Origin of the sequence: Microbacterium sp. KKR3/1 (assembly GCF_021272365.1) — a bacterium.
In the GTDB taxonomy this organism is placed as follows: domain Bacteria; phylum Actinomycetota; class Actinomycetes; order Actinomycetales; family Microbacteriaceae; genus Microbacterium; species Microbacterium aurugineum.
Genome location: NZ_JAJSDW010000001.1, coordinates 1,528,816 through 1,548,830 on the forward strand (window position 1 = coordinate 1,528,816; position 20,015 = coordinate 1,548,830).

General features: G+C 69.0%; 18 protein-coding genes. 8 read left to right on the plus strand and 10 right to left on the minus strand.

Annotated features, from left to right (window positions below; all coding sequences use genetic code 11):
* Window positions 1–47 precede the first annotated feature (47 nt).
* A complete protein-coding gene (locus LVJ59_RS07365; protein ID WP_153243596.1) occupies window positions 48–824 on the plus strand; it encodes an ABC transporter ATP-binding protein in 777 nt (258 codons plus the stop codon).
* On the plus strand, window positions 806–2,398 hold the full coding sequence (locus LVJ59_RS07370) for a hypothetical protein (protein ID WP_232762526.1): 1,593 nt from the start codon (window positions 806–808) through the stop codon (window positions 2,396–2,398). The genes LVJ59_RS07365 and LVJ59_RS07370 overlap by 19 nt, the downstream gene beginning before the upstream one ends.
* A gap of 45 nt (window positions 2,399–2,443) precedes the next feature.
* On the opposite strand, the gene proC is transcribed toward LVJ59_RS07370, so the two are convergent.
* A complete protein-coding gene (gene proC, locus LVJ59_RS07375; protein WP_232762527.1) occupies window positions 2,444–3,283 on the minus strand; it encodes a pyrroline-5-carboxylate reductase in 840 nt (279 codons plus the stop codon).
* A gap of 60 nt (window positions 3,284–3,343) precedes the next feature.
* Here proC and LVJ59_RS07380 point away from each other — a divergent pair, with 60 nt between their 5' ends.
* Window positions 3,344–4,315, plus strand: coding sequence for a cation diffusion facilitator family transporter (locus LVJ59_RS07380; RefSeq protein WP_232762528.1), 972 nt, complete (start codon window positions 3,344–3,346; stop codon window positions 4,313–4,315).
* A gap of 28 nt (window positions 4,316–4,343) precedes the next feature.
* Here the strand turns inward: LVJ59_RS07380 and tadA are convergent, their stop codons facing one another.
* Window positions 4,344–4,799, minus strand: coding sequence for a tRNA adenosine(34) deaminase TadA (gene tadA, locus LVJ59_RS07385; protein WP_232762529.1), 456 nt, complete (start codon window positions 4,797–4,799; stop codon window positions 4,344–4,346).
* Window positions 4,800–4,879: 80 nt separating this feature from the next.
* Here tadA and upp point away from each other — a divergent pair, with 80 nt between their 5' ends.
* Entirely contained in the window at window positions 4,880–5,512 is a 633-nt protein-coding gene (gene upp, locus LVJ59_RS07390) for a uracil phosphoribosyltransferase (protein WP_047520553.1), read from the plus strand.
* A gap of 6 nt (window positions 5,513–5,518) precedes the next feature.
* Here upp and LVJ59_RS07395 read toward each other — a convergent pair whose 3' ends face one another.
* The 3 genes from LVJ59_RS07395 to nadE form a co-directional block, all read right to left on the minus strand.
* Complete coding sequence (locus LVJ59_RS07395; RefSeq protein WP_232762530.1) at window positions 5,519–6,298, minus strand: hypothetical protein; 780 nt, start codon at window positions 6,296–6,298, stop codon at window positions 5,519–5,521.
* The gene (locus LVJ59_RS07400; RefSeq protein WP_232762531.1) at window positions 6,295–9,765 is read right to left on the minus strand and encodes a bifunctional RecB family nuclease/DEAD/DEAH box helicase; all 3,471 of its coding nucleotides are present in this window, start codon (window positions 9,763–9,765) and stop codon (window positions 6,295–6,297) included. Before LVJ59_RS07400 ends, LVJ59_RS07395 begins: the two co-directional genes overlap by 4 nt.
* A gap of 85 nt (window positions 9,766–9,850) precedes the next feature.
* A complete protein-coding gene (gene nadE, locus LVJ59_RS07405; protein WP_047520547.1) occupies window positions 9,851–10,669 on the minus strand; it encodes an ammonia-dependent NAD(+) synthetase in 819 nt (272 codons plus the stop codon).
* A gap of 109 nt (window positions 10,670–10,778) precedes the next feature.
* Here nadE and LVJ59_RS07410 point away from each other — a divergent pair, with 109 nt between their 5' ends.
* Complete coding sequence (locus tag LVJ59_RS07410) at window positions 10,779–11,336, plus strand: nucleoside phosphorylase (RefSeq protein WP_232762532.1); 558 nt, start codon at window positions 10,779–10,781, stop codon at window positions 11,334–11,336.
* Window positions 11,337–11,362: 26 nt separating this feature from the next.
* On the opposite strand, the gene LVJ59_RS07415 is transcribed toward LVJ59_RS07410, so the two are convergent.
* The 3 genes from LVJ59_RS07415 to LVJ59_RS07425 all read right to left on the minus strand — a co-directional run bounded on the left by LVJ59_RS07415 (window position 11,363) and on the right by LVJ59_RS07425 (window position 15,953).
* Complete coding sequence (locus LVJ59_RS07415) at window positions 11,363–14,362, minus strand: AAA family ATPase (protein WP_232762533.1); 3,000 nt, start codon at window positions 14,360–14,362, stop codon at window positions 11,363–11,365.
* Complete coding sequence (locus tag LVJ59_RS07420) at window positions 14,363–15,532, minus strand: exonuclease SbcCD subunit D (protein ID WP_232762534.1); 1,170 nt, start codon at window positions 15,530–15,532, stop codon at window positions 14,363–14,365.
* 112 nt (window positions 15,533–15,644) lie between these two features.
* The gene (locus LVJ59_RS07425) at window positions 15,645–15,953 is read right to left on the minus strand and encodes a GNAT family N-acetyltransferase (protein ID WP_232762535.1); all 309 of its coding nucleotides are present in this window, start codon (window positions 15,951–15,953) and stop codon (window positions 15,645–15,647) included.
* Between the two features lie 332 nt (window positions 15,954–16,285).
* Here LVJ59_RS07425 and LVJ59_RS07430 point away from each other — a divergent pair, with 332 nt between their 5' ends.
* The 3 genes from LVJ59_RS07430 to LVJ59_RS07440 are packed head-to-tail and all read left to right on the plus strand — an operon-like array spanning window position 16,286 to window position 18,216.
* Complete coding sequence (locus tag LVJ59_RS07430) at window positions 16,286–16,993, plus strand: winged helix-turn-helix domain-containing protein (RefSeq protein ID WP_232762536.1); 708 nt, start codon at window positions 16,286–16,288, stop codon at window positions 16,991–16,993.
* Between the two features lie 43 nt (window positions 16,994–17,036).
* Window positions 17,037–17,996, plus strand: a complete 960-nt coding sequence (locus tag LVJ59_RS07435; protein WP_131491745.1) for a DNA-3-methyladenine glycosylase — start codon at window positions 17,037–17,039, stop codon at window positions 17,994–17,996.
* 22 nt (window positions 17,997–18,018) lie between these two features.
* Entirely contained in the window at window positions 18,019–18,216 is a 198-nt protein-coding gene (locus LVJ59_RS07440) for a hypothetical protein (protein ID WP_047520535.1), read from the plus strand.
* Between the two features lie 18 nt (window positions 18,217–18,234).
* On the opposite strand, the gene LVJ59_RS07445 is transcribed toward LVJ59_RS07440, so the two are convergent.
* Together LVJ59_RS07445 and LVJ59_RS07450 are read right to left on the minus strand one after the other, a co-directional pair.
* A complete protein-coding gene (locus LVJ59_RS07445; protein ID WP_131491744.1) occupies window positions 18,235–18,990 on the minus strand; it encodes an ABC transporter ATP-binding protein in 756 nt (251 codons plus the stop codon).
* Window positions 18,987–20,015, minus strand: a complete 1,029-nt coding sequence (locus LVJ59_RS07450) for an iron chelate uptake ABC transporter family permease subunit (protein WP_232762537.1) — start codon at window positions 20,013–20,015, stop codon at window positions 18,987–18,989. Before LVJ59_RS07450 ends, LVJ59_RS07445 begins: the two co-directional genes overlap by 4 nt.

A 20,015-nucleotide genomic window follows, 5' to 3' on the forward strand; every position in this document is an offset into this window, starting at 1 on the left:
CCTCAGGGCGGACGCGCAGACGACCCGTCCGTGGTGGGATGGAGGGCATGACCGACCACACAACGGCCCCACCCGTCCTCGCCCTCCGCGGGCTCCACAAGCAGTTCGGGCCGAAGGTCGCCGTCGACAACCTCTCCCTCGACGTGCCGGCCGGATCGATGCTCGGACTCCTCGGACCGAACGGCGCGGGCAAGACCACGACCCTCGCCATGGCGACCGGACTGTTGCGTCCGGACGCCGGGAACGCGTGGGTGCTCGGTGCGGATGTGTGGCAGAACCCCGCCGAAGCCAAGGCGCGCATGGGCGTGCTCCCCGACGGCATCCGCATGCTCGACCGGCTCTCCGGCGCAGAGCTGCTGCGGTACACGGGCCTGCTGCGAGGCATGCCCGAGGCTGACGTGGCATCGCGCACCGAAGAGCTCCTCGCCGCCCTCGGCCTCACCGATGCGCGTGATCGCCTCGTCGTGGACTACTCGGCGGGCATGCGCAAGAAGATCGGCCTCGCGTGCGCCCTGATCCATGCGCCGCGACTCCTGATCCTGGACGAGCCCCTCGAGGCGGTCGATCCTGTGTCGGGCGAGACGATCCGCCAGATCCTGCGCGCGTTCGTCGACGGCGGCGGCACGGTGGTGCTCTCCAGCCACGTGATGGAGCTCGTCGAGTCGATGTGCGACCGGGTCGCCATCGTCGCGGAGGGTCGTCTGCTCGCACACGGCACGCTGGATGAGGTGCGCGCCGGTCTCACGCTTCAGCAGCGGTTCCTGGCCCTGGTGGGCGCACACGATCTCGGGACGGAGACACTCGCGTGGTTGCGCTCCTCGTAAGCCTGCGCTGGCGGCAGCTGGGCCACCAGCTCTCGCGCAACCCCTGGATGATCGTGACCCTGGTCCTCACCGGGATGATCGCCCTGGGCATGCTCGCGGGTCTGACGGCAGCGCTCGTGGCGCTGCGCTTCGCCGCCCCCGAGGCCGCGGTCACCGTCATGGTCCTCGCCGGCACTGTGCTGGTCGTCGGGTGGTGGGTCGGGTCGATCCTGGTGAGCGGCGATGATTCGCTGGCCCCCGAGCGATTCGCTCTGCTCCCCCTCACCGCCGGCGCCCTGCTGCCCGGACTGGTCGTCGCCGGCGCGACGACCATCGGGGGCCTCGGCACGATCACGGCACTGCTGCTCATGCTCCTCGGCTGGTCGATCAGCCTTCCGGCACTGCTCAGCGCTCTGATCCTCGCACCCGTCGCCGTCGTGACGTGTGTGCTGGGCGCCCGTGTGGTGAGCGGGGTCCTCGCCGGGTGGTTGGCCCGCCGTGGCACCCGCGACCTCGTCGTGATCCTGGGGGTGCTGCTCGTCGCCTCCTCCGGCCTGCTGCTCAACCTCGGCATGGGTGCGCTGTTCCGGGTGAACGACATCGGCGGGGCGTTCACCGCCGTCACCGACATCGTCAGCTGGACGCCCATCGGTGCGGTGTTCGGCGTCTCCGCGTCGGTCGCGCAGGGCGATTACCTCTCCGCAGCACTCCGCCTGCTCATCGCCCTTGCGACGGTCATCGCCCTGTGGTTCGCGGCACGGGGGCTGCTCGCCGCACGCCTCGTCGCTCCGATCCAGAACAGCGGCGGAGGACGTGTGCGCTCCGGTGGCCTGCTGGACCGGGTCCTGCCGGCCACTCCGACCGGCGCCATCGCCGCACGCACACTGCGATATTTCCGCCGCGACCCTCGACAGGTCGTGAACGTCGTGATGATGCTGCTCCTGCCCGCGATCTTCATCGGGCTCGCGCTCATGAACGGACTGCAGGACGAGTCCGTCGGATTCGGGCCCGCACTCACGCTGATCCCGACGATCAACGCGCTCCTCACCGGCACCATCATCCAGATGGCGATCGCCTACGACAACGACGCGATCGCCGCCCACATCCTGGGCGGCGTCCGCGGCGCCGCGGATCGGGCGGGACGATTGCTCGGATTCGGGCTGATCGCCGTGCCCCTGACCCTCGTGCTGTGCGTCGCCACCTGCCTGCTCGCCGGCCGGATGGACCTGCTGCCCGGCAGCCTCGGGGCGGCGCTCGGACTGACGGCGATCTCGGCCGGCGCAGGCGCCTGGGTGGGCAGCTTCCTCCCGGGTCGCGCTCCCGCGCCCGAGGCCAACCCGCTCGGTCGCGGCTCCTCCGGTGGCGTGCAGTCGCTTCTCGCGATGATCATCATCGGACCGATCACGCTGCTCGTCGGCGCACCCGCCCTCGGGTTCGCGATCGCGGGGATCTGGAATCCTGCGCTGGGCTGGGTCAGCCTCGCGTGCGGTGTCGTGCTCGGTGCGCTCGCCCTGTGGGGTGGGACGGTGCTCGGAGGCAGCATCCTCAACCGACGCTGGCCCGAAGTGCTCGCCGAGGTCGCCAGCGAGAGCTAGCGACCTCGAGCACCGATAGGGGGTGCCGATACGCAGCCGCATGGTTCAGGCTCCGGCGGCGAGTTCCTTCGCCCGCGCGAGTGCGGCGGCAGCGGCATCGGAGAAAGTGCGTTCGAGGTGCGCGTCCTGCAGCACCGCGACAGCCCGCTCCGTCGTCCCCTTCGGACTCGTGACGCGGCGACGCAGCTCGGCAGGATCCTCTCCCGAGGCGTCGAGCAGTGCGGTCGCGCCGATGAACGTCTGCTCCACCATCAGCCTGGCGTCGGCATCCTCGAAGCCCATGCCGACGGCTGCCTTCGTGAACTCCTCGATCAGCAGATACACGTAGGCCGGACCCGATCCCGAGATCGTCGACAGCGCGTCGATCTGAGACTCCGGCACCTCGACGACCGCGCCGACGGTCTCGAACAGACGACGCACGAGCGACAGATCGTCCGCGGTCGCGGCGGCCCCCGCGGCGAGACCGGTGACGCCCTTGCGCACCGTCGACGGAGTGTTCGGCATCGACCGGATCACGCGGGCATCGGGGCCGAGCACATCGGCGAAGGTCTGCAGCGTGACACCGGCGGCGACACTCACCACGATCGCGTCGGCGGCGAGGTGCGGGGCGATCTCGCGCAGCAGGTCGGGCACCATCGCCGGCTTGACGCCAACCAGGACGATGCGCGCGCCCGCAGCGGCCTCGGCGTTGCCGTCCGGCCGCTCTGCGAGTGCGATGCTGGTGACGCCTTCGAGCCCTTCGAACGCCTCCGCCTTCTCCGCGGTGCGGTTCGTCGCGGTGATCCCGCCGTCGATCCGGATGCCCGACGCGACCACTCCGCGCAGGATCGCACCGCCCATCGAGCCGGCACCGAGGAAAGCGAGGGAAGGAAGCGAGTCAGCCATGTCGTCATCCTACGGCGGGCACTCCCCGCATCCTCCGGTGGGCGGTTCTAGACTCGTCCCATGAGTGCATCCGGAGGCAACAAGGCCATCGTCGCGGCGTTCCTGGCGAACCTGGGCATCGCGCTCGCGAAGTTCGTCGCCTGGGCGCTGTCCGGTTCCGCCTCGATGCTCGCGGAGGCCATCCACTCGGTCGCCGATTCCGGCAACCAGCTCCTGCTCATGCTCGGCGGACGCAAGGCACGTCGCGAAGCGGACCGTTCACACCCCTTCGGCTATGGCCGGGAGCGCTATGTGTACGCCTTCGTCGTGTCGATCATCCTCTTCTCCGTCGGCGGACTGTTCGCGATCTACGAGGGCGTCGAGAAGCTCACCAACCCCCACGAGCTCGACAGGACCTGGTGGTGGTTGCCGCTGGTCGTCCTCTTCATCGCGATCGGGCTCGAGTCGTTCTCGCTGCGCACCGCGGTGCGCGAAAGCAACATCGTGCGGGAGAAGGGGCAGTCGTGGGTCTCCTTCGTGCGTCGTTCGAAGGCTCCCGAACTCCCCGTCGTGCTGCTTGAAGACGTCGGTGCGCTGACCGGCCTCACGTTCGCGCTGCTCGGCGTCGGGCTCACGCTCCTCACCGGAAACCCGGTGTTCGACGCCCTCGGGACCGTGATGATCGGTGTGCTGCTGGTGCTGATCGCGATCGTGCTGGGCGTCGAGACGAAGAGCCTGCTGGTCGGCGAAGGGGCGACGGCCGCCGATCACGACCGCATCGTCGATGCCATCAACGCGGGCGACGAGATCGAGAAGATCATCCACATGAAGACTCTCTACCTCGGACCGGACGAGCTGATGGTCGCTGCGAAGATCGCCCTCAACGCCGACAAGCCGTTGCGGGAAGCCGCCGACGACATCAACGCGATCGAGGCGCGCATCCGCGAGGCCGTTCCGGTCGCTCGCATCGTCTACATCGAGCCGGACGTGTATCGCCCCGCGATCGATCCCGAGCCGTCGACCGACGTCTTCGTGCTGAAGTCCTCCGACTGAGCGCGGAGCCCGGACGGGCAGCGAGTGCTCAGCGCCGCTTCTCGAAGAAGGTGCGCAGCTGCGACGCCACCGCGTCCGCCTGCACACCGCCGATCACCTCGGCGCGGTACGGGAGCCTCCGGTCGCGCAGGACGTCGTACATGGAGCCGGCCGCGCCCGCCTTCTCGTCCCAGGCGCCGAAGACCACGCGCCCGATGCGCGCCTGCAGAATCGCCCCCGCACACATGATGCACGGCTCGAGGGTGACCACGAGGGTGTGCCCCTCGAGGTTCCACGAGCCGACGGATGCCGCCGCACGACGCAAGGCCTCCACTTCGGCATGACCGGTCGGATCGTTCGTGGCCTCGCGGGTGTTTCGCCCCTCGGCGACGATGTTCCCCTCACGGTCGAGGATCACCGCTCCGACCGGGATCTCCGCCGCTGCCGCCGCCTCGTCCGCAAGCGCGAGCGCCCGCTGCATCGCGAGGTCGTCGGCGGCGGTCATACGTCGAGCCTACGACAGCCGCACCCAGGTCACCGGGCCCGGATGTCGTGCCGGGCTCCCTGGCGCATTACCCTGTATCCATGCGTGTTCACGTCGCCGACCACCCTCTCGTCACTCACAAGCTCTCGGTGCTGCGCGACGCGCGCACCCCGTCGCCGGTGTTCCGCCAGCTCACGGAAGAACTCGTGACCCTGCTCGCGTACGAGGCGACCCGCAACGTGAAGGTCAGCCCGATCGAGATCACCACCCCTGTGACGACGACCACGGGCGTCAAGATCTCGGAGCCGCGTCCCATCGTGGTGCCGATCCTCCGCGCGGGCCTCGGGATGCTGGAAGGTCTGGTCAAGCTGCTCCCGACCGCAGAGGTCGGGTTCCTCGGAATGGTGCGCGACGAGACGACCTTCGAGCCGACCACGTACGCCGAGCGTCTCCCCGACGACCTGAGCGACCGCCAGTGCTTCGCCATCGACCCGATGCTCGCCACCGGCGGATCGCTCGCGGCGGCGATCCAGTTCCTGTTCGACCGCGGGGCGAAGGACGTCACGGCGATCTGCCTGCTCGGCACTCCCGAAGGTGTCGCCGCGATCGAGGCGATGGCGGGCGACCGCGACGTGACCCTCGTGCTCGGCGCGCTCGACGAGCGCCTCGACGAAAAGGGCTACATCGTCCCCGGACTCGGCGACGCCGGCGACCGCCTCTACGGCACGGTCTGACCGATATCAGTCTGCGAGGGTGAGTCGACAGGCGCGCTCGTCGCCGAAATATCGGAAGCCCACACGCCCGAGGATCGGTGCGGACGTGGCGACGCGGCCCTTCACGAGGGCGGTCGCCGCGCCCCGCTCGGCGGCAGCGCGCAACCGCTCGGCGAGGACAGCCCGATACGCACCACGACCACGCGCATCCGGTAATGTCGCCGCTCCCCACAACCGTGCGAAGCCGTCGACGATCGTGCATCCGCCGGTGCTCACAGACCGTCCCTCCAGCCGACCGAGGACGCGCACATCGCGCCCCGTCTTCAGCCCTGCGACGACCTCATCCTTCTCGATGCGGATCTCCTCCTCGTCGAGCGGTTCCTGCGCCCAGACCGGCACGTTGATCGCGTCGACCTCCCGCACCTGTTCGAGCGTGCGCACGATCTCCGCCGACGCCGCCCCGGGGACGTCGACGACGAGTTCATCGATGGCGCGCGCGAGGACGGCGACGGTGTCGATGTGCTCAGCGCCGCGCCGACGCAGCTCGTCTTCGAGATCGGGCGAATCCGAGGGGTTGGTCCAGAACGTCAGCTGCGCCTCGCCCCAGCCGCGGGTGTGCGCGATCGCGTGATCGAGCACCGAAGAGGCATCGACAGACGAGCGGACCTGCGATGCACGAACCCCGCCGCCGAAGCGCGCCGGGTACCGCACGAGTTGCAGTTCCTCGTGCACCTGATCGCTGTCGCGGGGGAACCACACCCACGCAGCGGAAGCCCGGAGGATGTCCTCCGTGGTGTGGACGCTCACTCCGCCGCACCCACGAGACGCGCGAAGGCACTGAGACGAGCGACTCCCTCGGGCGTGTACGGCAGATCGTCGAGGAGGGCCGGGGAGTGGATGAGGTAGGCGACGACCTGAGCGCGGGAGATCGCCACGTTGAGACGATTCTGCAGCAGCAGGAACTCCGGCCCCCGAGGCGCATCCCGACCGCTCGAGGCAGCCAGCGAGGTGATCGACACCACCGCCTCCTTGCCCTGGAAGTTGTCGACCGTCCCCACCGGAACATCCGGGAAGCCTGCATCGGCCAGCGCATCGAGCACCAGCTGGCGCTGCGCGTTGTAGGGCGTGACGACGATGATGTCGGACTGCGTCAGCGGACGCGCCGAGGTATTCGGGTCGTTGTCGGTGAAAGTCCGACCGATCAGATCGTCGACGAGCCGCACGACTTCGGCGGCCTCCTCCGCTGACGCGGTGGCGTTCCCCCGGTGCCGGAGCGGAACCACGTGCAGTCCGGGCTCCACACCGTCGAGAGTGCGGAGTTCCGTGCCGGGCGCCGAGGCGAGCTGTCCTGCGTATGCGAGCTTCGACACCGGAGCCGCCACCGCCGGGTGCATGCGCCACGATCGTGCGAGGAAGTAGCCGTACTCCGGCCGGACCACCGGATCGCCGTCCATCACCCACCCGAGAGCGGACGTGTCCACCGGCTCGGGATGCGCGCCCTGGCTCACCTGCGGGAGCTGCTGCGGATCACCGAGCAGCAGGAGCCGTTTCGCACCGGCGGCGACGGCGATGGTCGAGGCGAGCGAGAATTGTCCGGCCTCGTCGATCACGAGCAGATCGAGTCCCTCCCTGTCGACGCGCTGGGTGTTGCTGAAGTCCCATGCCGTGCCACCGACGACCGCACCCTCCCCGATGTGCTCCGCGAGGAAGGCTGCCATGCCGTTCTTCGGAATCGCGGTGTACGGCGGTTCGGCGTCGGGATCCTTCGGCGCTTTCGCCACCTGAGAGGGCGAGACGCCGTCGGACACGATCCGCGCCAGCAGCGTCTCGATGATGGCGTGCGACTGCGCGACCACGCCGACCTTGAAACCGTGCTCGTTCACGAGACGTGCGATCACACGAGACCCGGTGTACGTCTTACCCGTTCCGGGAGGCCCCTGCACGGCGAGATAGCTGTGGTCGAGGTCGAGCACGCCGCGCACGATCGCGTCGATGACGTCGTCGTCTGCGGGTGGGAGCGCATCCCCTGACGTCGTGCGCGGAGGGATACGACGCAGGATGTCGGTCGCGGCATCATGCGGGTAGCCCGGGGCCGCAACGTGCACGGCATCGGCCCACTCGTCGATCGCCCCTTGCAGGGAGACGACCCGCGGCGGCGCGGCGGGGGTGAGTGCGAGGGGAAGCTCGTCCCAGGTCTGGCCCTGCACCGCCGATTCGGTGACGAGGTAACCGTCGTCGAGCACTTCGGCCACCGTGACGGTGTGCGGCACGTGGACTGCTCGGGACGGCACTTCGGTATCGAAGGGCGCCGGCACCTCGTACAGGGCGAACGGTTGCGAACCCGCGCCGAGAGTCGTTCCCGGTGACACCTCTCCCCGGATCTCGATGTCGCGGGACATCACCCTGCGCCCTTCCCCGATACTCCAGTCCCGTCGGACGGAAGACGAGGGACGATCGACCCGCACCACGTCTCGCGTGCCGTCCCACATCGTCACCGGCTCCCGCAGCCGCTGGAAATGCGACACCCAGAAGCTCTTCGCCTCGCGAGGGAAGTAGTCGATCGCCGCGGCCGCGATGCGATGGACGAGTCCGTCGCCCCCGGCCTCCACGGCCTGCTCCGCGTCGGCAAGGAGCGCGACGGAGCGGGGCGACGGCTCGTAGATGACCTCGTCGGCGGCGTCCGGCGGCGCCGGTGTGACGCCCTTCTGCCGTGCGATGTCGATGAGCCAGTTGCGCAGCCTTCGCGTGGACACGCAGTCGTAGCGGTTGTAGTCGGCGAGGTCGGCGAGGACCACCTCCGCCTCACTCTGGTTCCCGGCCGCCGCGAGCTCGCGTGCCGCGACGTACTGAACGATCGAGTCATCGCCCTTCTGCACGTCACTCGTGCGCACGTCTTCACCCATGTAGAGCGGTTCGAGCTTCTTGATCGAGTACGAGCGGGATCCCACCCGCACGGTACGCAGCACCAGCGGGTACAGATCGACGAACACCCCTTCCCGCAGCAGCCGGTCGACCTCTCCTTCGCGCACGCCGTGTCGCGCGGCCATCGCCACCAGATGCGACGTCTCGTACGGGGCATAGTGATAGATGTGCATACCGGGATGCGCCGCCCGGCGCAGGGTGACGAAGTCGAGGAAGGACTCGAGCGCGCGCTTCTCGTCGGCGAAGGTGTGCGCCCACAGTGCCGAGTACTGGTCCGCGTTGTCTACCCAGCCGAAGAGGTAATCGATCCCCCACTGCGCCTCCCCGTCGGCTGCGGGCTCGGTGTAGAGCGGATCCCCCTCGAAGTCGAAGAAGATGTCGCCGTGGCTCGGCAGGGGAAGCGTATGGATCGCTTGCGCGTAGTGCACGTCGTACGTCGGCTCGCCCTCTGCATCCGCGCGCAGTTGCAGACGGGCTTGAGCGCGAAGATTCTCGAACGTGTCGGTGTTCATTCCCGCCGGAGCATGGACCGCGGCGGCGAGGGCGTCGATCGTCTCGACACCGGCTGCCCGCAGTCGCGCCCGCTGCACCGGTCGCATCCGCGCGACCATCAGGAGGTCTCGATGCGCGAGCACCTGCTCCTCACAGGTCGCGCACCGGCCGCAGGCCACGATCTGGAGGTCACCGCGATCATCGCCCCAGGCGAGAGGAGTTCCCGTTGCACCGTCAGCGACACGACGATCGGCGATGAGTGCACGAAGCCGGGCGCGACGCACCTGGAACAGCGGGAGCAGGTCGTCGACGGCATGCGTGCTGAGAGTGCCGTCGCCGAGGATGAGATCGACCTCATCGGAGCGCGGGATGCCGAGCCGGTCGAGCTGATCGGCATATGCCGCGAGCTGCATGAGCGCCGTCACGCGAGCCTTGCGCGCCAGCTTCGAGTCCTGGACACGCCACCGCCCCTCGTCGTCCTTGCGCAGGAAATCAGCGAACCCGACGAACTCCTCGGTCGCGAACGCCGCCTGGAAGACGACCAGCGCCTCGGACCGCAGCGCCCGCACGGTCTCGTCGATCGCCGCGGCCAGCGCCTCCGCATCGACCGAGGACACCTTCTCGATGCGATGCACGTTCTCGTCGCCGAGGTCGTCGATGTAGCGGGCGAGCACGTTCTGCTCGTGGACGTCGCCGAGCTCCGCGGCGCGTTTCAGCGTCGCGTCCTCCGGCTCTTCGACGGCCGGCACCCGGCCCAGCTTCGCGTCGATCGCCCGACACCACGCGAACTCGCATTCCGCGGCCGCCTTGAGGTCGCTCGCGCTCCAGATGACGCGCTGCGCCTGAGTGTCGATCCGCACGATGCTCCCGTTCTGTCGGATGCTTCGACACTATCCGCGGCATCCGACACGGGCGAAGCGGGACGCCCTCAGAAGCGGACTGCGATCACCGCCACCAGGTGTCGTCCGGGGTCACCGGCAGGTGTCTCTTGTGCTGAGTCGCCAGGTATCGCGCCTCGATGCGGCCGGCGACGTCGGGATCCACGGACCGTCCTTCGAGGAAGTCGTCGATCTGCTCGTACGTGAGCCCGAGTTCTTCCTCGTCGGCCCGGCCGGGTTGCCCGTCGAGAAGATCGGCGGTGGGCACCTTGAACGCGAGTCGATCCGGGGCATCGAGGAACTGCAGCAGCGAACGCCCCTGCCGTTTGCTGAGACCGGACAACGGAAGGATGTCGGCCGCGCCGTCACCGAACTTCGTGAAGAAACCCGTCACCGCTTCGGCAGCGTGATCCGTGCCGATGACGAGGAGGCCGTCGTGCCCGGCGAGCGCGTACTGCGTGACCATGCGCACGCGTGCTTTGATGTTGCCGCGGTTGAAGTCGCTGATGTCACTCGTGACCGCGAACTCGATGTCTTCCTCCACACCGTCGACGCCGTTCTGGATGTTGACCTCGACCGAAGAATCCGGAGCGATGAAGTCGAGTGCCGCCTCAGCGTCCGCCGCATCGTGCTGGACGCGGTACGGCAGGCGCACGGCCAGGAACTTCGCCTCGCCACCCTCGGACCGCACCCTCTCGACCGCGAGCTGCGCCAGACGCCCGGCGAGGGTCGAGTCCTGCCCGCCCGAGATCCCGAGCACGTAACCCTTCGCGCCCGTCGTGCGGAGGTACTCGACGAGGAACGCGACTCGACGTTCGACCTCGGCTTCGGGATCGATCTCGGGCCGGACGCCGAGGTCCTCCGAGATCTGCTGCTGCAACGACATGTGATCCTCCGCTCTGTTCCTCGAATCAGTATCGCCCCTCCGTGTTACACCCGGGTGACGCCGCGTCGCTCGTCAGGTTCTGTTCGCGGTGACCTGAGAGAATGGGGCAGTGAAACTCCTCGTCGCCGCGCTCGCCTCCGAACTGTCCGCCTTCCCGGAGGAGCTCGAGGGCTTCGATCGGCTCATCACGGGCCCCGGCAAGTTGCAGGCGACGTACGCACTCACCCGTGCCCTCGATGCGAACGACTACGACGAGATCGTCGTGGTGGGCACCGCCGGGGCGATCGACCCCGACCTCGAGCCGAGGGTGCACGAGGTCGGCACGGCATTCCAGCACGACGTCACCGATCTCGACGGAATCTCCGGGCAGCACGTCTCCCTTCCCACGAAGGTGTCGACCGGGAAGGAGGGCGTGCTGATCGCGACCGGCGACCACTTCGTCGAGGACGCGGAGATCACCGCCGTGATCCGCCCGTCCGGCGCGGTTCTGGTCGACATGGAGACCTATGCGTACATCTGGGTGGCGGGGCGGTTCGAGGTCCCGATCCGCGTGTTCCGGGCCATCTCCGATCAGGCCGAAGACGGCGCTCTCACGGACTGGCGCGAAGCCGTCGCGCGCTGCAGTGTGCAGCTGCGCGAGTTCATCCTCGCCGAATACGGCGTGTGACACCGCGGCGCCGTGCGGGCACCACCTCAGCGAGGCTCGATCATGCTGGGACCGTTCGGCAACGCCCGCACCGTGAGCTGCGCCGGGATCTGCTCCTGCATGGCCTCGACGTGGCTGATCACCCCGACGGTCCTGCCGCCCTGTCGTAGTTCGTCGAGGGTACGCATGGCGACATCGAGAGTGTCTCCGTCGAGCGAGCCGAATCCCTCGTCGATGAAGAGCGTGTCCAAGCGGATGCCGCCGGCTCGCGCGGTGACGACTTCGGCGAGGCCGAGCGCGAGCGCGAGCGAGGTGAGGAACGTCTCACCACCCGAGAGGGACTGCGGCGGCCTGGACTGTCCGGTGAACGCGTCGAAGACCACGATGCCGAGGCCGGAAGCGGCGCCTCGTGCGGCGAGCGCATCCGAATGCCGCAGCTGATAGCGCCCCGTCGACATGTCGTGCAACCGCCGGTTCGCCGCTTCGACGATCTCTTCGAGTTCGGCGGCGAGGACGAAGGTCTCGAGCGTCATCTTGTGCGTGTTCGCTCCGCGCCCGGCGATCGTGTCTGCGAGATTCTGCAGCAGCTCGAATTCGGACGCCTCCGCGGTCGTCCTCGCATGCTCCGCGGCAGCCGACTCGATCAACCCTTCGAGCCGCTCGGCGACACCTGCAGCGCGGGCCGCCTCATCGACCGCGCCCTTCCAGAGCGCCCGGGCGGCTTCCGCCGCCTGCTCGGCCGGTTCCAGGTCGATGGGCTCTTCGGGGAGCGTGCGCAGTTCCAGATCGAACAGGATCCCGCGCTCTTTCTCGCGCTGGACGGCATGCTGCGCGATCCGGGCGTCGAGGGTCTCTTGCGCCGTCGACGAGCGAAGCGCCTCCTCCGCGGCCGCCGCGTCACTGAACGGCGAGTCGGCGAGGGCCGTGTCTCGCTCGGATTCCGCCGCGACGAGCGCCTCGGACCTGCGGCGGTGTTCCGCGACCGCCGCAGCGAGAGCACGGGCGGCGGCGATTGCGGTCGCTGTGTCCGCGAGCCGGGCGGCGACCGTGTCGAAGTCGCCCCGAGCCTCGGCGATCGACTCGCGCGCCTGAGCCTCCCGCTGCCGCAGCAGGGCGTGGTCTTCTCGCGCCTGAGCGAGGGCCGCCGCGTCTGCCGCCTTCTCGGCCTCGAGCCGTTCGACACGCGCCGTCAGTGTCGCCAGTTTCGCGTCGAGCGCCTCCAACTCCTCCACGGCGCTCAGGCTGCGTGTGTACGCCGCCGTCGCCTCGGCGTGCTCTCTCTCGGCCTGCTCGACGCTCCTTCCGTCGGCGCGAGCCAGGACCGCGGCCAACTCGGCCTGCACGCTCGATGCGGCCGACATGAGTTCCCGCTCCCGCTCTGCCGCGGCGTCACGAATGAGCTCGGCGTCGGCGATGTCGTCGGGCGACACCGGATCGGAGTGCGTGGCGAGGCTCGGATGCTCGACAGAGCCGCAGACCGGGCAGGGGTCGTCAGGACGGAGACTCGACGCCAGTTCGCCGGCCATCCCGTCGGTGCGACGCTGTCGAAGCTTCGCGAGAGCGGTCTGCGCAGCGGCGTGCTCGGTGGTGGCAGCGGTGAGATCGCGCTCTGTCGCCGCTTGGTCGGCCTGGAGTCGTCGGGCTGCCCTCGCCGCCACGACACGCACGTCCGCCGACTCCTGCGCGATCCTCAGGTCGTCCGCACGATCGGCGATGCGCCGGGTCTGGTCTCGCTCCGCCTTCAGCGCGGCCACCGCGTCGGGCAACGAGGCGCGCTCCGCTTCCCCGGCCTCGATGCGTGCGGTCGCTGCGTCGACGGCGGCGACCGCGATCCGCAGTTCTTCGTCGAGGGCCGGTGCCTGTTCCTCGAGCTCACGCGCCCGCTCCCAGGACCCGGTCTCCTTGGTACGCGCCGTCACCCACGCCTCGAGGTCTCCGTCGACGTCGAACTCGAAGGCGTCCCATTCCGCGCGAGCGCGCTCCTCGGCCGTCGCGGCAGCGTCGACCAGCTCGTGAGCCCGTGATGCCGCAGCGATCGTCGAGCGCAGCGCCTCGGCAGCACGCGCAGCCGTGAGCTCGGCACGCGCCTCGTCGATCAGCGGCGCATCCGCTTCGAGACGGGCGAGTGCCGCACGTGCACGGTCGCGTTCCTGCTGTGCGCGCCGCTCCTCACGCGTCGTCACCAGCGCCGCATCGGCCTCGGCCGATCGCTTCTCGGCGTCGGCCTGTTCGGAGGCCCGCCGCTCGGCACGGTAGTCGGCTCGCGCCTGGGCTCGGCGAAGGGCGTCGAGACGCTCATCGATCGTCAGTGATGCTGGCGGCTGCTCCCCCGCCGCCGTGGGCGCCGTGCCGTCGTCGGCGTCGCCCGAGAGCCCCGTGGTGCCCACCAGACGTTCGGCCTCATCGACACGAGCGTCGACGGTGGCGAGCCGCGCACCGAGCGTCTGCTCCGCCTGGCGGCGCCGCTCGTCGAAACGGGCCTGCACGTCTTCGAACCGCTGAGTGCCGAAGAGGCGGCGAAGCAGCGCCTGGCGATCCCTGCTCCCCGCCAGCAGGAACTCGGAGAAGCGGTTCTGCGCCAGGAGGATCACCTGCAGGAACTGCTCGCGGCTCAGCTGCAGGATCTCATCGAGGTCGCCGGCGACGTCGACGGCTCGTGCGGCACGCCCCACCCAGCCCGCGTCCGTCCATTCCTCCAGTGACACCGCTGCGGCCTGCTTCGTCAGCCCCCCGCCGCGCTTGGCCGGACGAAGGTACTCCGGCGAGCGCGTCACGCGGAACCGACCGGCCGGAGTACTGAACTCGACCACGACCTCGGAGGGATCATCGGGCTCGCAGTGGTCGCTGCGGAGCCGCTTCTCGCCCCCGTCGTAGCGTGGCACACCACCGTAGAGACCGAAGCAGACGGCATCGAGGATGCTCGACTTGCCGGCGCCGGTCCGCCCGGCGATCAGGAAGATGCCATCGTCGCCGAAAGCGTCGAAATCCACGATCTGCCGCGACCGGAAAGGGCCGAACCCCTCGATCTCCAGGCGATGGAGGCGCATCTAGACGAGAGCTTCCGCGCGCACGCGCTCGTCGAGCACCGCGCGGAGCAGGTCGCGCTCCGCATCCGTGGCGCCGTGCCCGGCGCGGACGTGCTCGAGGAACGCCTCGATCCGGTCGACATCGGTCACCGCGGTACGGAGTCGCTGCGAGTACGACCTCTCCTCCGCCTCGGAGACGGCCACGGGCTGGTGCTGCACCATGGCGCAGTAGGGGTAGCTCTCGCGCAGACGCCGCATCGGCTCGGCCTGAGGCAGAGCATCGGTGTACACGGCGCACACCCACTCGTTCGCATGCTCGGCGACCATCTCCGGCGCCAGGATCTCGTCGAGCGTTCCCGTAAGCGTGACCAGACGACGCGGCACGGGCAGTTCGAGCCACTCGACGGTGGCGAGACCGTGGGCATCGAGGTCGACGAGCCACGAACCGCGCGCCTTGTGCTGCTCGCCGAAGCTGTAGTGCAGCGGAGCCCCGGCGTAGCGGACGCGCTCGCTGAGCGTCTGGCGACCGTGGATGTGCCCGAGCGCCACGTAGTCGGGGCCGTCGAACACGCTGAGAGGCACGACATCGAGCCCACCCTGACGCACCTCGCGCTCGAGGCCTGCGGTGGCATCGACTCCTGCGGCGAAGCAGTGCGCGATGGCGACCGCACGGCCCTCGTGCATATCCATGCCCGCACGGACGAGGTCCATCGCATGCCCCATGGTCTGCGCCTGGGTGCGCAGCGGGCGGCCCGCACTGTCGCCCTCGGGCCAGTGCTGACGCACGATGGCCGGCTCGAGGTAGGGGATGCCGAAGAAATGAACCGGTCCATCGGTATCTGCGATCGTGATGGGCTCTCCGACAGCGAGCGGATCGGTCAGCACGTGGATGCCGTCACGGAGCAGCCGCGCCTGGAAACCGAGCCGCGCGGCCGAGTCATGGTTTCCGCTCGTGACGATCACTCGCGCCCCGGCCTCTTCCAGCGCCACCAGCGCATCGCCGAGGAGCGAGTAGGCGGGACCGGACGGCGTCGCGGAGTCGAAGACGTCTCCGGCGACGACCACGACGTCGACGGAGTGCGTGCGCACCTGCTCGGTCAGCGCCCCGAGCACCTCGGTCAGCGCGTCCATGGTCGAGTTGCCATGGAACGTGCGGCCGATGTGCCAGTCGGAGGTGTGCAGGATTCGCATACTCACACGGTACGAACCCCCTCGGACATTCCGTCCGAGGCGTGCCGCGACCCGTTCATGACGTCACCCCGTCGGTAACCCGCCGTAACACGACGTCATGAAACGACGGCGGTCAGCGCGAGCGCAGCAGGGGGGCGTGCTCGGGGTGCGCGGCGAACCAATCGGCGACGTACCAGCACACCGCGTCCACCTTGCGGTCGCCACGCTCCTCGATGTCGGCCACCGCACCCTCCACGACCTTGCCCGCGTAGCCGTTGCCGCGGAAAGTCGGGATAGTGAACGCGCGGGTGAGGGCGATCGTGTGACCGTCGTCGCGGTAGTCGAGAACGCTCACGAGCTTTCCATCGCGCATGAGCGTGTAGCGGGACGCGTCCTTCTCGTCGGTCAGGATGAAGCCTCCGACAGTGTGCGAGATCGTCATTCGATCCACGTTACGCCCGCCAGGAGCGCCCGGGCGTTTTGACATGGGGCGTCACGATCGGACATAATCCCCCCATGACCACCAACGCAAGCCCTTTGTCCGCCCAGGAGGCGAACAGGACTGCCGGGATGATGATGCCCGGTCGCGTTGGCATGTGTTGCCGAATGTGTCGCTGAACGAACAGCCACCCCGCCTGACCTGATTCCTCGCGAACTGCGAGGCCAGTGTCTCCGAGCATCCACCCTCTGCTCGCTTCCCGGCTCCGCCGGTCATTCATGCAACGCATCAGAGCCCCCCTCGATCCGGGCTCACGTCCTGAGGACTTCATCATCATGTCGAACACCGCACTTCTCGAGCGTCCCGCCACCACCGCCGCGAACCGCACTCGTGCCGAGGCCGCCGCACCGGTGCCCTCCGCCACCGCAGACCTTCCCGCCGTCCGCTCCCCGCGAGGCTTCGCGCTCTACGTGGGGCTCGACGAGATCAAGGCCGCCGAAGCCGGTGTGAGCCTGCCGTTGCTCGTCGATGCCCTGCGACGCACCCTCGCCGAACTCGCTCCGGGTGCGGAGACGCACGCCACGGTCGCCCTCGCGCCGCACGGCTCGGGCGGCCGCGACCTCGACGTCGTCCGCCTCGCCCTGCAGGAGCCGGGCGCCATCGCGCGCACCAAGGCCGCTGCCGAAGAGGACACGGCAGAAGAGGAGAGCGGCGTCACCGTCGACATCTCCCGCAAGCGCGTCCTGATCGACGGGGAGTCCGCGGCCTTCACCTACAAGGAGTTCGAGCTGCTGCAGTACCTCGTGCTGCGCGAGGGCCGCACGATCGAACGCAGCGAGCTGGTCTCTGCTCTCTGGCAGGCGCAGGACGACGAGACCCCCGGTGAACGCACGATCGACGTCCACGTGCGTCGTCTCCGCGCGAAGCTCGGACGCTACGAGGACATCGTCCGCACGGTGCGGGGAATCGGCTACCGGTTCGACCGTCACGCCGACGTCGTCATCCGCTACGGACACGGAACCCCCTCGCCCGACCGCTTCTGACCGTCTGCGAGTCGGTGTCAGGGCCGGCGCGTAGGGTGGGCGCATGACATCGACGGCGCAATCCGCAGCGGCTGAGGTCGCGCCATCGGATGCCCCTCGGGAGACCGTTTACCGCCCATCGCACCCTCTCGATCTCGGCCGCACACTCGGCTTCCTTCGCCGTGGCACGGGCGACCCGACCATGGTCATCGCCGGATCGGTGATCTGGCGGGCAGTGCGCACACCCCTCGGTCCGACGACGTTGGCGGTGCGCACGATCGGTGGCGAGGTGCGCGCGACCGCCTGGGGCCCCGGAACGGACTTCGCGCTCGACGCCGTCCCCGCACTCTGTGGAGCCCACGACGACGCCGAGGGGTTCGACGCATCGCATCACCCTCTCGTCGCCGAGTCCGCGCATCGCCATCCCGGGCTGCGCCTGACACGCACCGACGAGGTGTTCGACGCGCTGGCATGCGCGATCATCGAGCAGAAGGTCACCGGCATGCAGGCGTTCGGAGCGTGGCGTTGGCTCGTCTCCCGCTTCGGCGAGCGCGCCCCCGGCCCGACGCCCCGACCGATGTTCACCGCGCCCACCGCCGCACAGTGGCACCGCATCCCCTCCTGGGCGTGGCACCGCGCCGGGGTCGAGCCCCCACAGTCCCGGACCCTCGTGCGCGCCGCGGAACGAGGCGATCGCATCGCCCACGCCGTGCGGACCGCCCCGGACGGCACGGCGCGCGACCGCGTTCTCACGAGCCTTCCCGGCGTCGGCGTGTGGACCTCGGCGGAGACCCGGGCCCGCGCGCTCGGCGATACCGATGCCGTCAGCGTCGGCGACTACCACCTCGCCCACGAGATCGGTTACGCCCTCACCGGCACGCGCACCGATGACGCCGGGATGCTCGAGCTCCTCGCTCCCTGGGCGGGGCAACGACAGCGAGCGGTCCGCCTCATCGCCGCCAGCGGGGTGCACGAGCCGCGCCGAGGCCCTCGCCTCGCACCCGAGAACCATCGCGACCGCTGACTCCGCCGCCTATGCTGGGGCCATGTCCCGCAGAGCGATCCGCATCTCCATCACTGTCGGCCTGTTGATCGTCGGCGTGGTGGTCGGGCTCATCTTCCAGAATGTGTGGCTGGGCGTTCTTCTCGCCGCCATCGTGTGGCTGGGCTGGTTCCTCGGGTACGAGTCGCGGCGCGGGAACAACGCCGGCGTCAACGATGAAGACCACGGCATCGAGCTCTGAGGAGCTCGTGCGCGGAGGTCAGTAGTACACCGCGAGCGGTCCGGAGGGCCCGGCGATCACGCTCACGGGGGTGTCGAAGACCCGTGACAGCACCTCATCCGTCATGATCGCGGCAGGGGATCCGAACTCCACGACCGCGCCGTCCTTCATCGCGCAGATGTGGTCGGCGTAGTGCCCCGCGAAGTTGATGTCGTGCAGCACGATCACGATCGTGCGTCCGAGTTCCTCCGCCGCCCGTCGCAGGTGCTTCATCATCTGCACCGCGTGGCGCATGTCGAGGTTGTTCAGCGGTTCGTCCAGCAGCACGAACTCGGTGTCCTGTGCCAGCACCATCGCAACGTAGGCGCGCTGACGCTGCCCTCCGGAGAGCTCATCGAGATACCGCCCCTCCAGCGGACCGAGGTCGAGGAAGTCGATGGCCTGGCTGATGATCTCCTCGTCGGCCCGGTTCAGCCGTCCCTTCGAGTGCGGGAACCGGCCGAATCCCACGAGCTGGCGCACGGTGAGTCGCGTGACGAAGTGGTTCTCCTGACGCAGGATCGACACGACCTTCGCCAGGTCCTTCGATTTCGTCGAGGCCACATCGAGCCCCGCGATCTCGATGGCCCCCGCATCCATTCCGTTCAGCCGGCCGATCATCGTGAGCAGCGTCGACTTGCCCGCACCGTTGGGTCCGATCAGCGCGGTGATGCCGCCGGTCGGGATCTCGAGGTCGACCGGACCGATCGCGACCTCGCTGCTGTAGTCCCGGCGGACGCCGTCGAGAGCGATCACAGTCTGCCCTTTCTGAGGATGACGATGAGGAACACGGTCCCGCCGACGAGCTCGATCAGGATCGAGACCATTCCCTGCGCGTAGAACACGTTCTTCATCACGAAGTACGCCCCCGCGAGGATCGTGAAGGCGGTGAGCACCGCGACGGGGAAGATCAGCCGATGGTCATGCGTGTCGGCGAACTGGTAGGCGAGCGTGGCGACCAGGAAGCCGAGGAAGGTCATCGGCCCGACCAGCGCGGTCGACGTCGCCATCAGCACGGCGACGAGGAACAGTACGACGAACAGCTCGCGCCGATGGTCGACACCGAGCGAGCGCGCGGCGTCCGGACCCAGGGCCATGAGGTTGAGCCGACGCGATCGGATCCATAGCAGAGCGGAGGCCACGATCACGAGCGGGATCGCGAGCGGCAGGTAGGAGGCGTCCGCGTTCGAGACGTTGCCGAAGAGACGGGCGGCGAGCACGTCGAACTCGCTGGGGGTGAGCAGACGCTGCATGAACGTGGCGACCGCTCCGAGACCGCCGCCGATCACGATGCCGACCAGAAGCATGATCTGCAGGTTTCCGTATCGCCCCGAGAGCAACCACCCGTACAGGGCGACCGCGAGTCCGACCATGATGACGACCTGGATCGCGAACTGGCCGACGCCCTGGATCGCGACGAGCCCGGCGACTCCGAACAGGTAGACGGTGGAGGTCTGCACGACGCGGTACAGCGACTCGAAGCCCATGATCGACGGCGTGATGATGCGGTTGTTGGTGACGGTCTGGAAGCTCACCGTGGCGATCGCCTGGGACACGGCGACGAGCGCCATCACGGTGACATCGATCGCGCGGTGCTGGGCGATTCGCCAGAATCCTGCGGAGCCGACCGGCATCGGGTTCGCCCATGCCAGCAGCCCGAAGCCGGAGACGGCGGCGAGGACGACGAGCACGCCGAGGACGAGGACGTAGCGACGGCGCGCTCGCGGGGTCGTGAACGAGCCGGCCGATCGCACCGGACCGCCCGTCGTCGTCGGTATCAT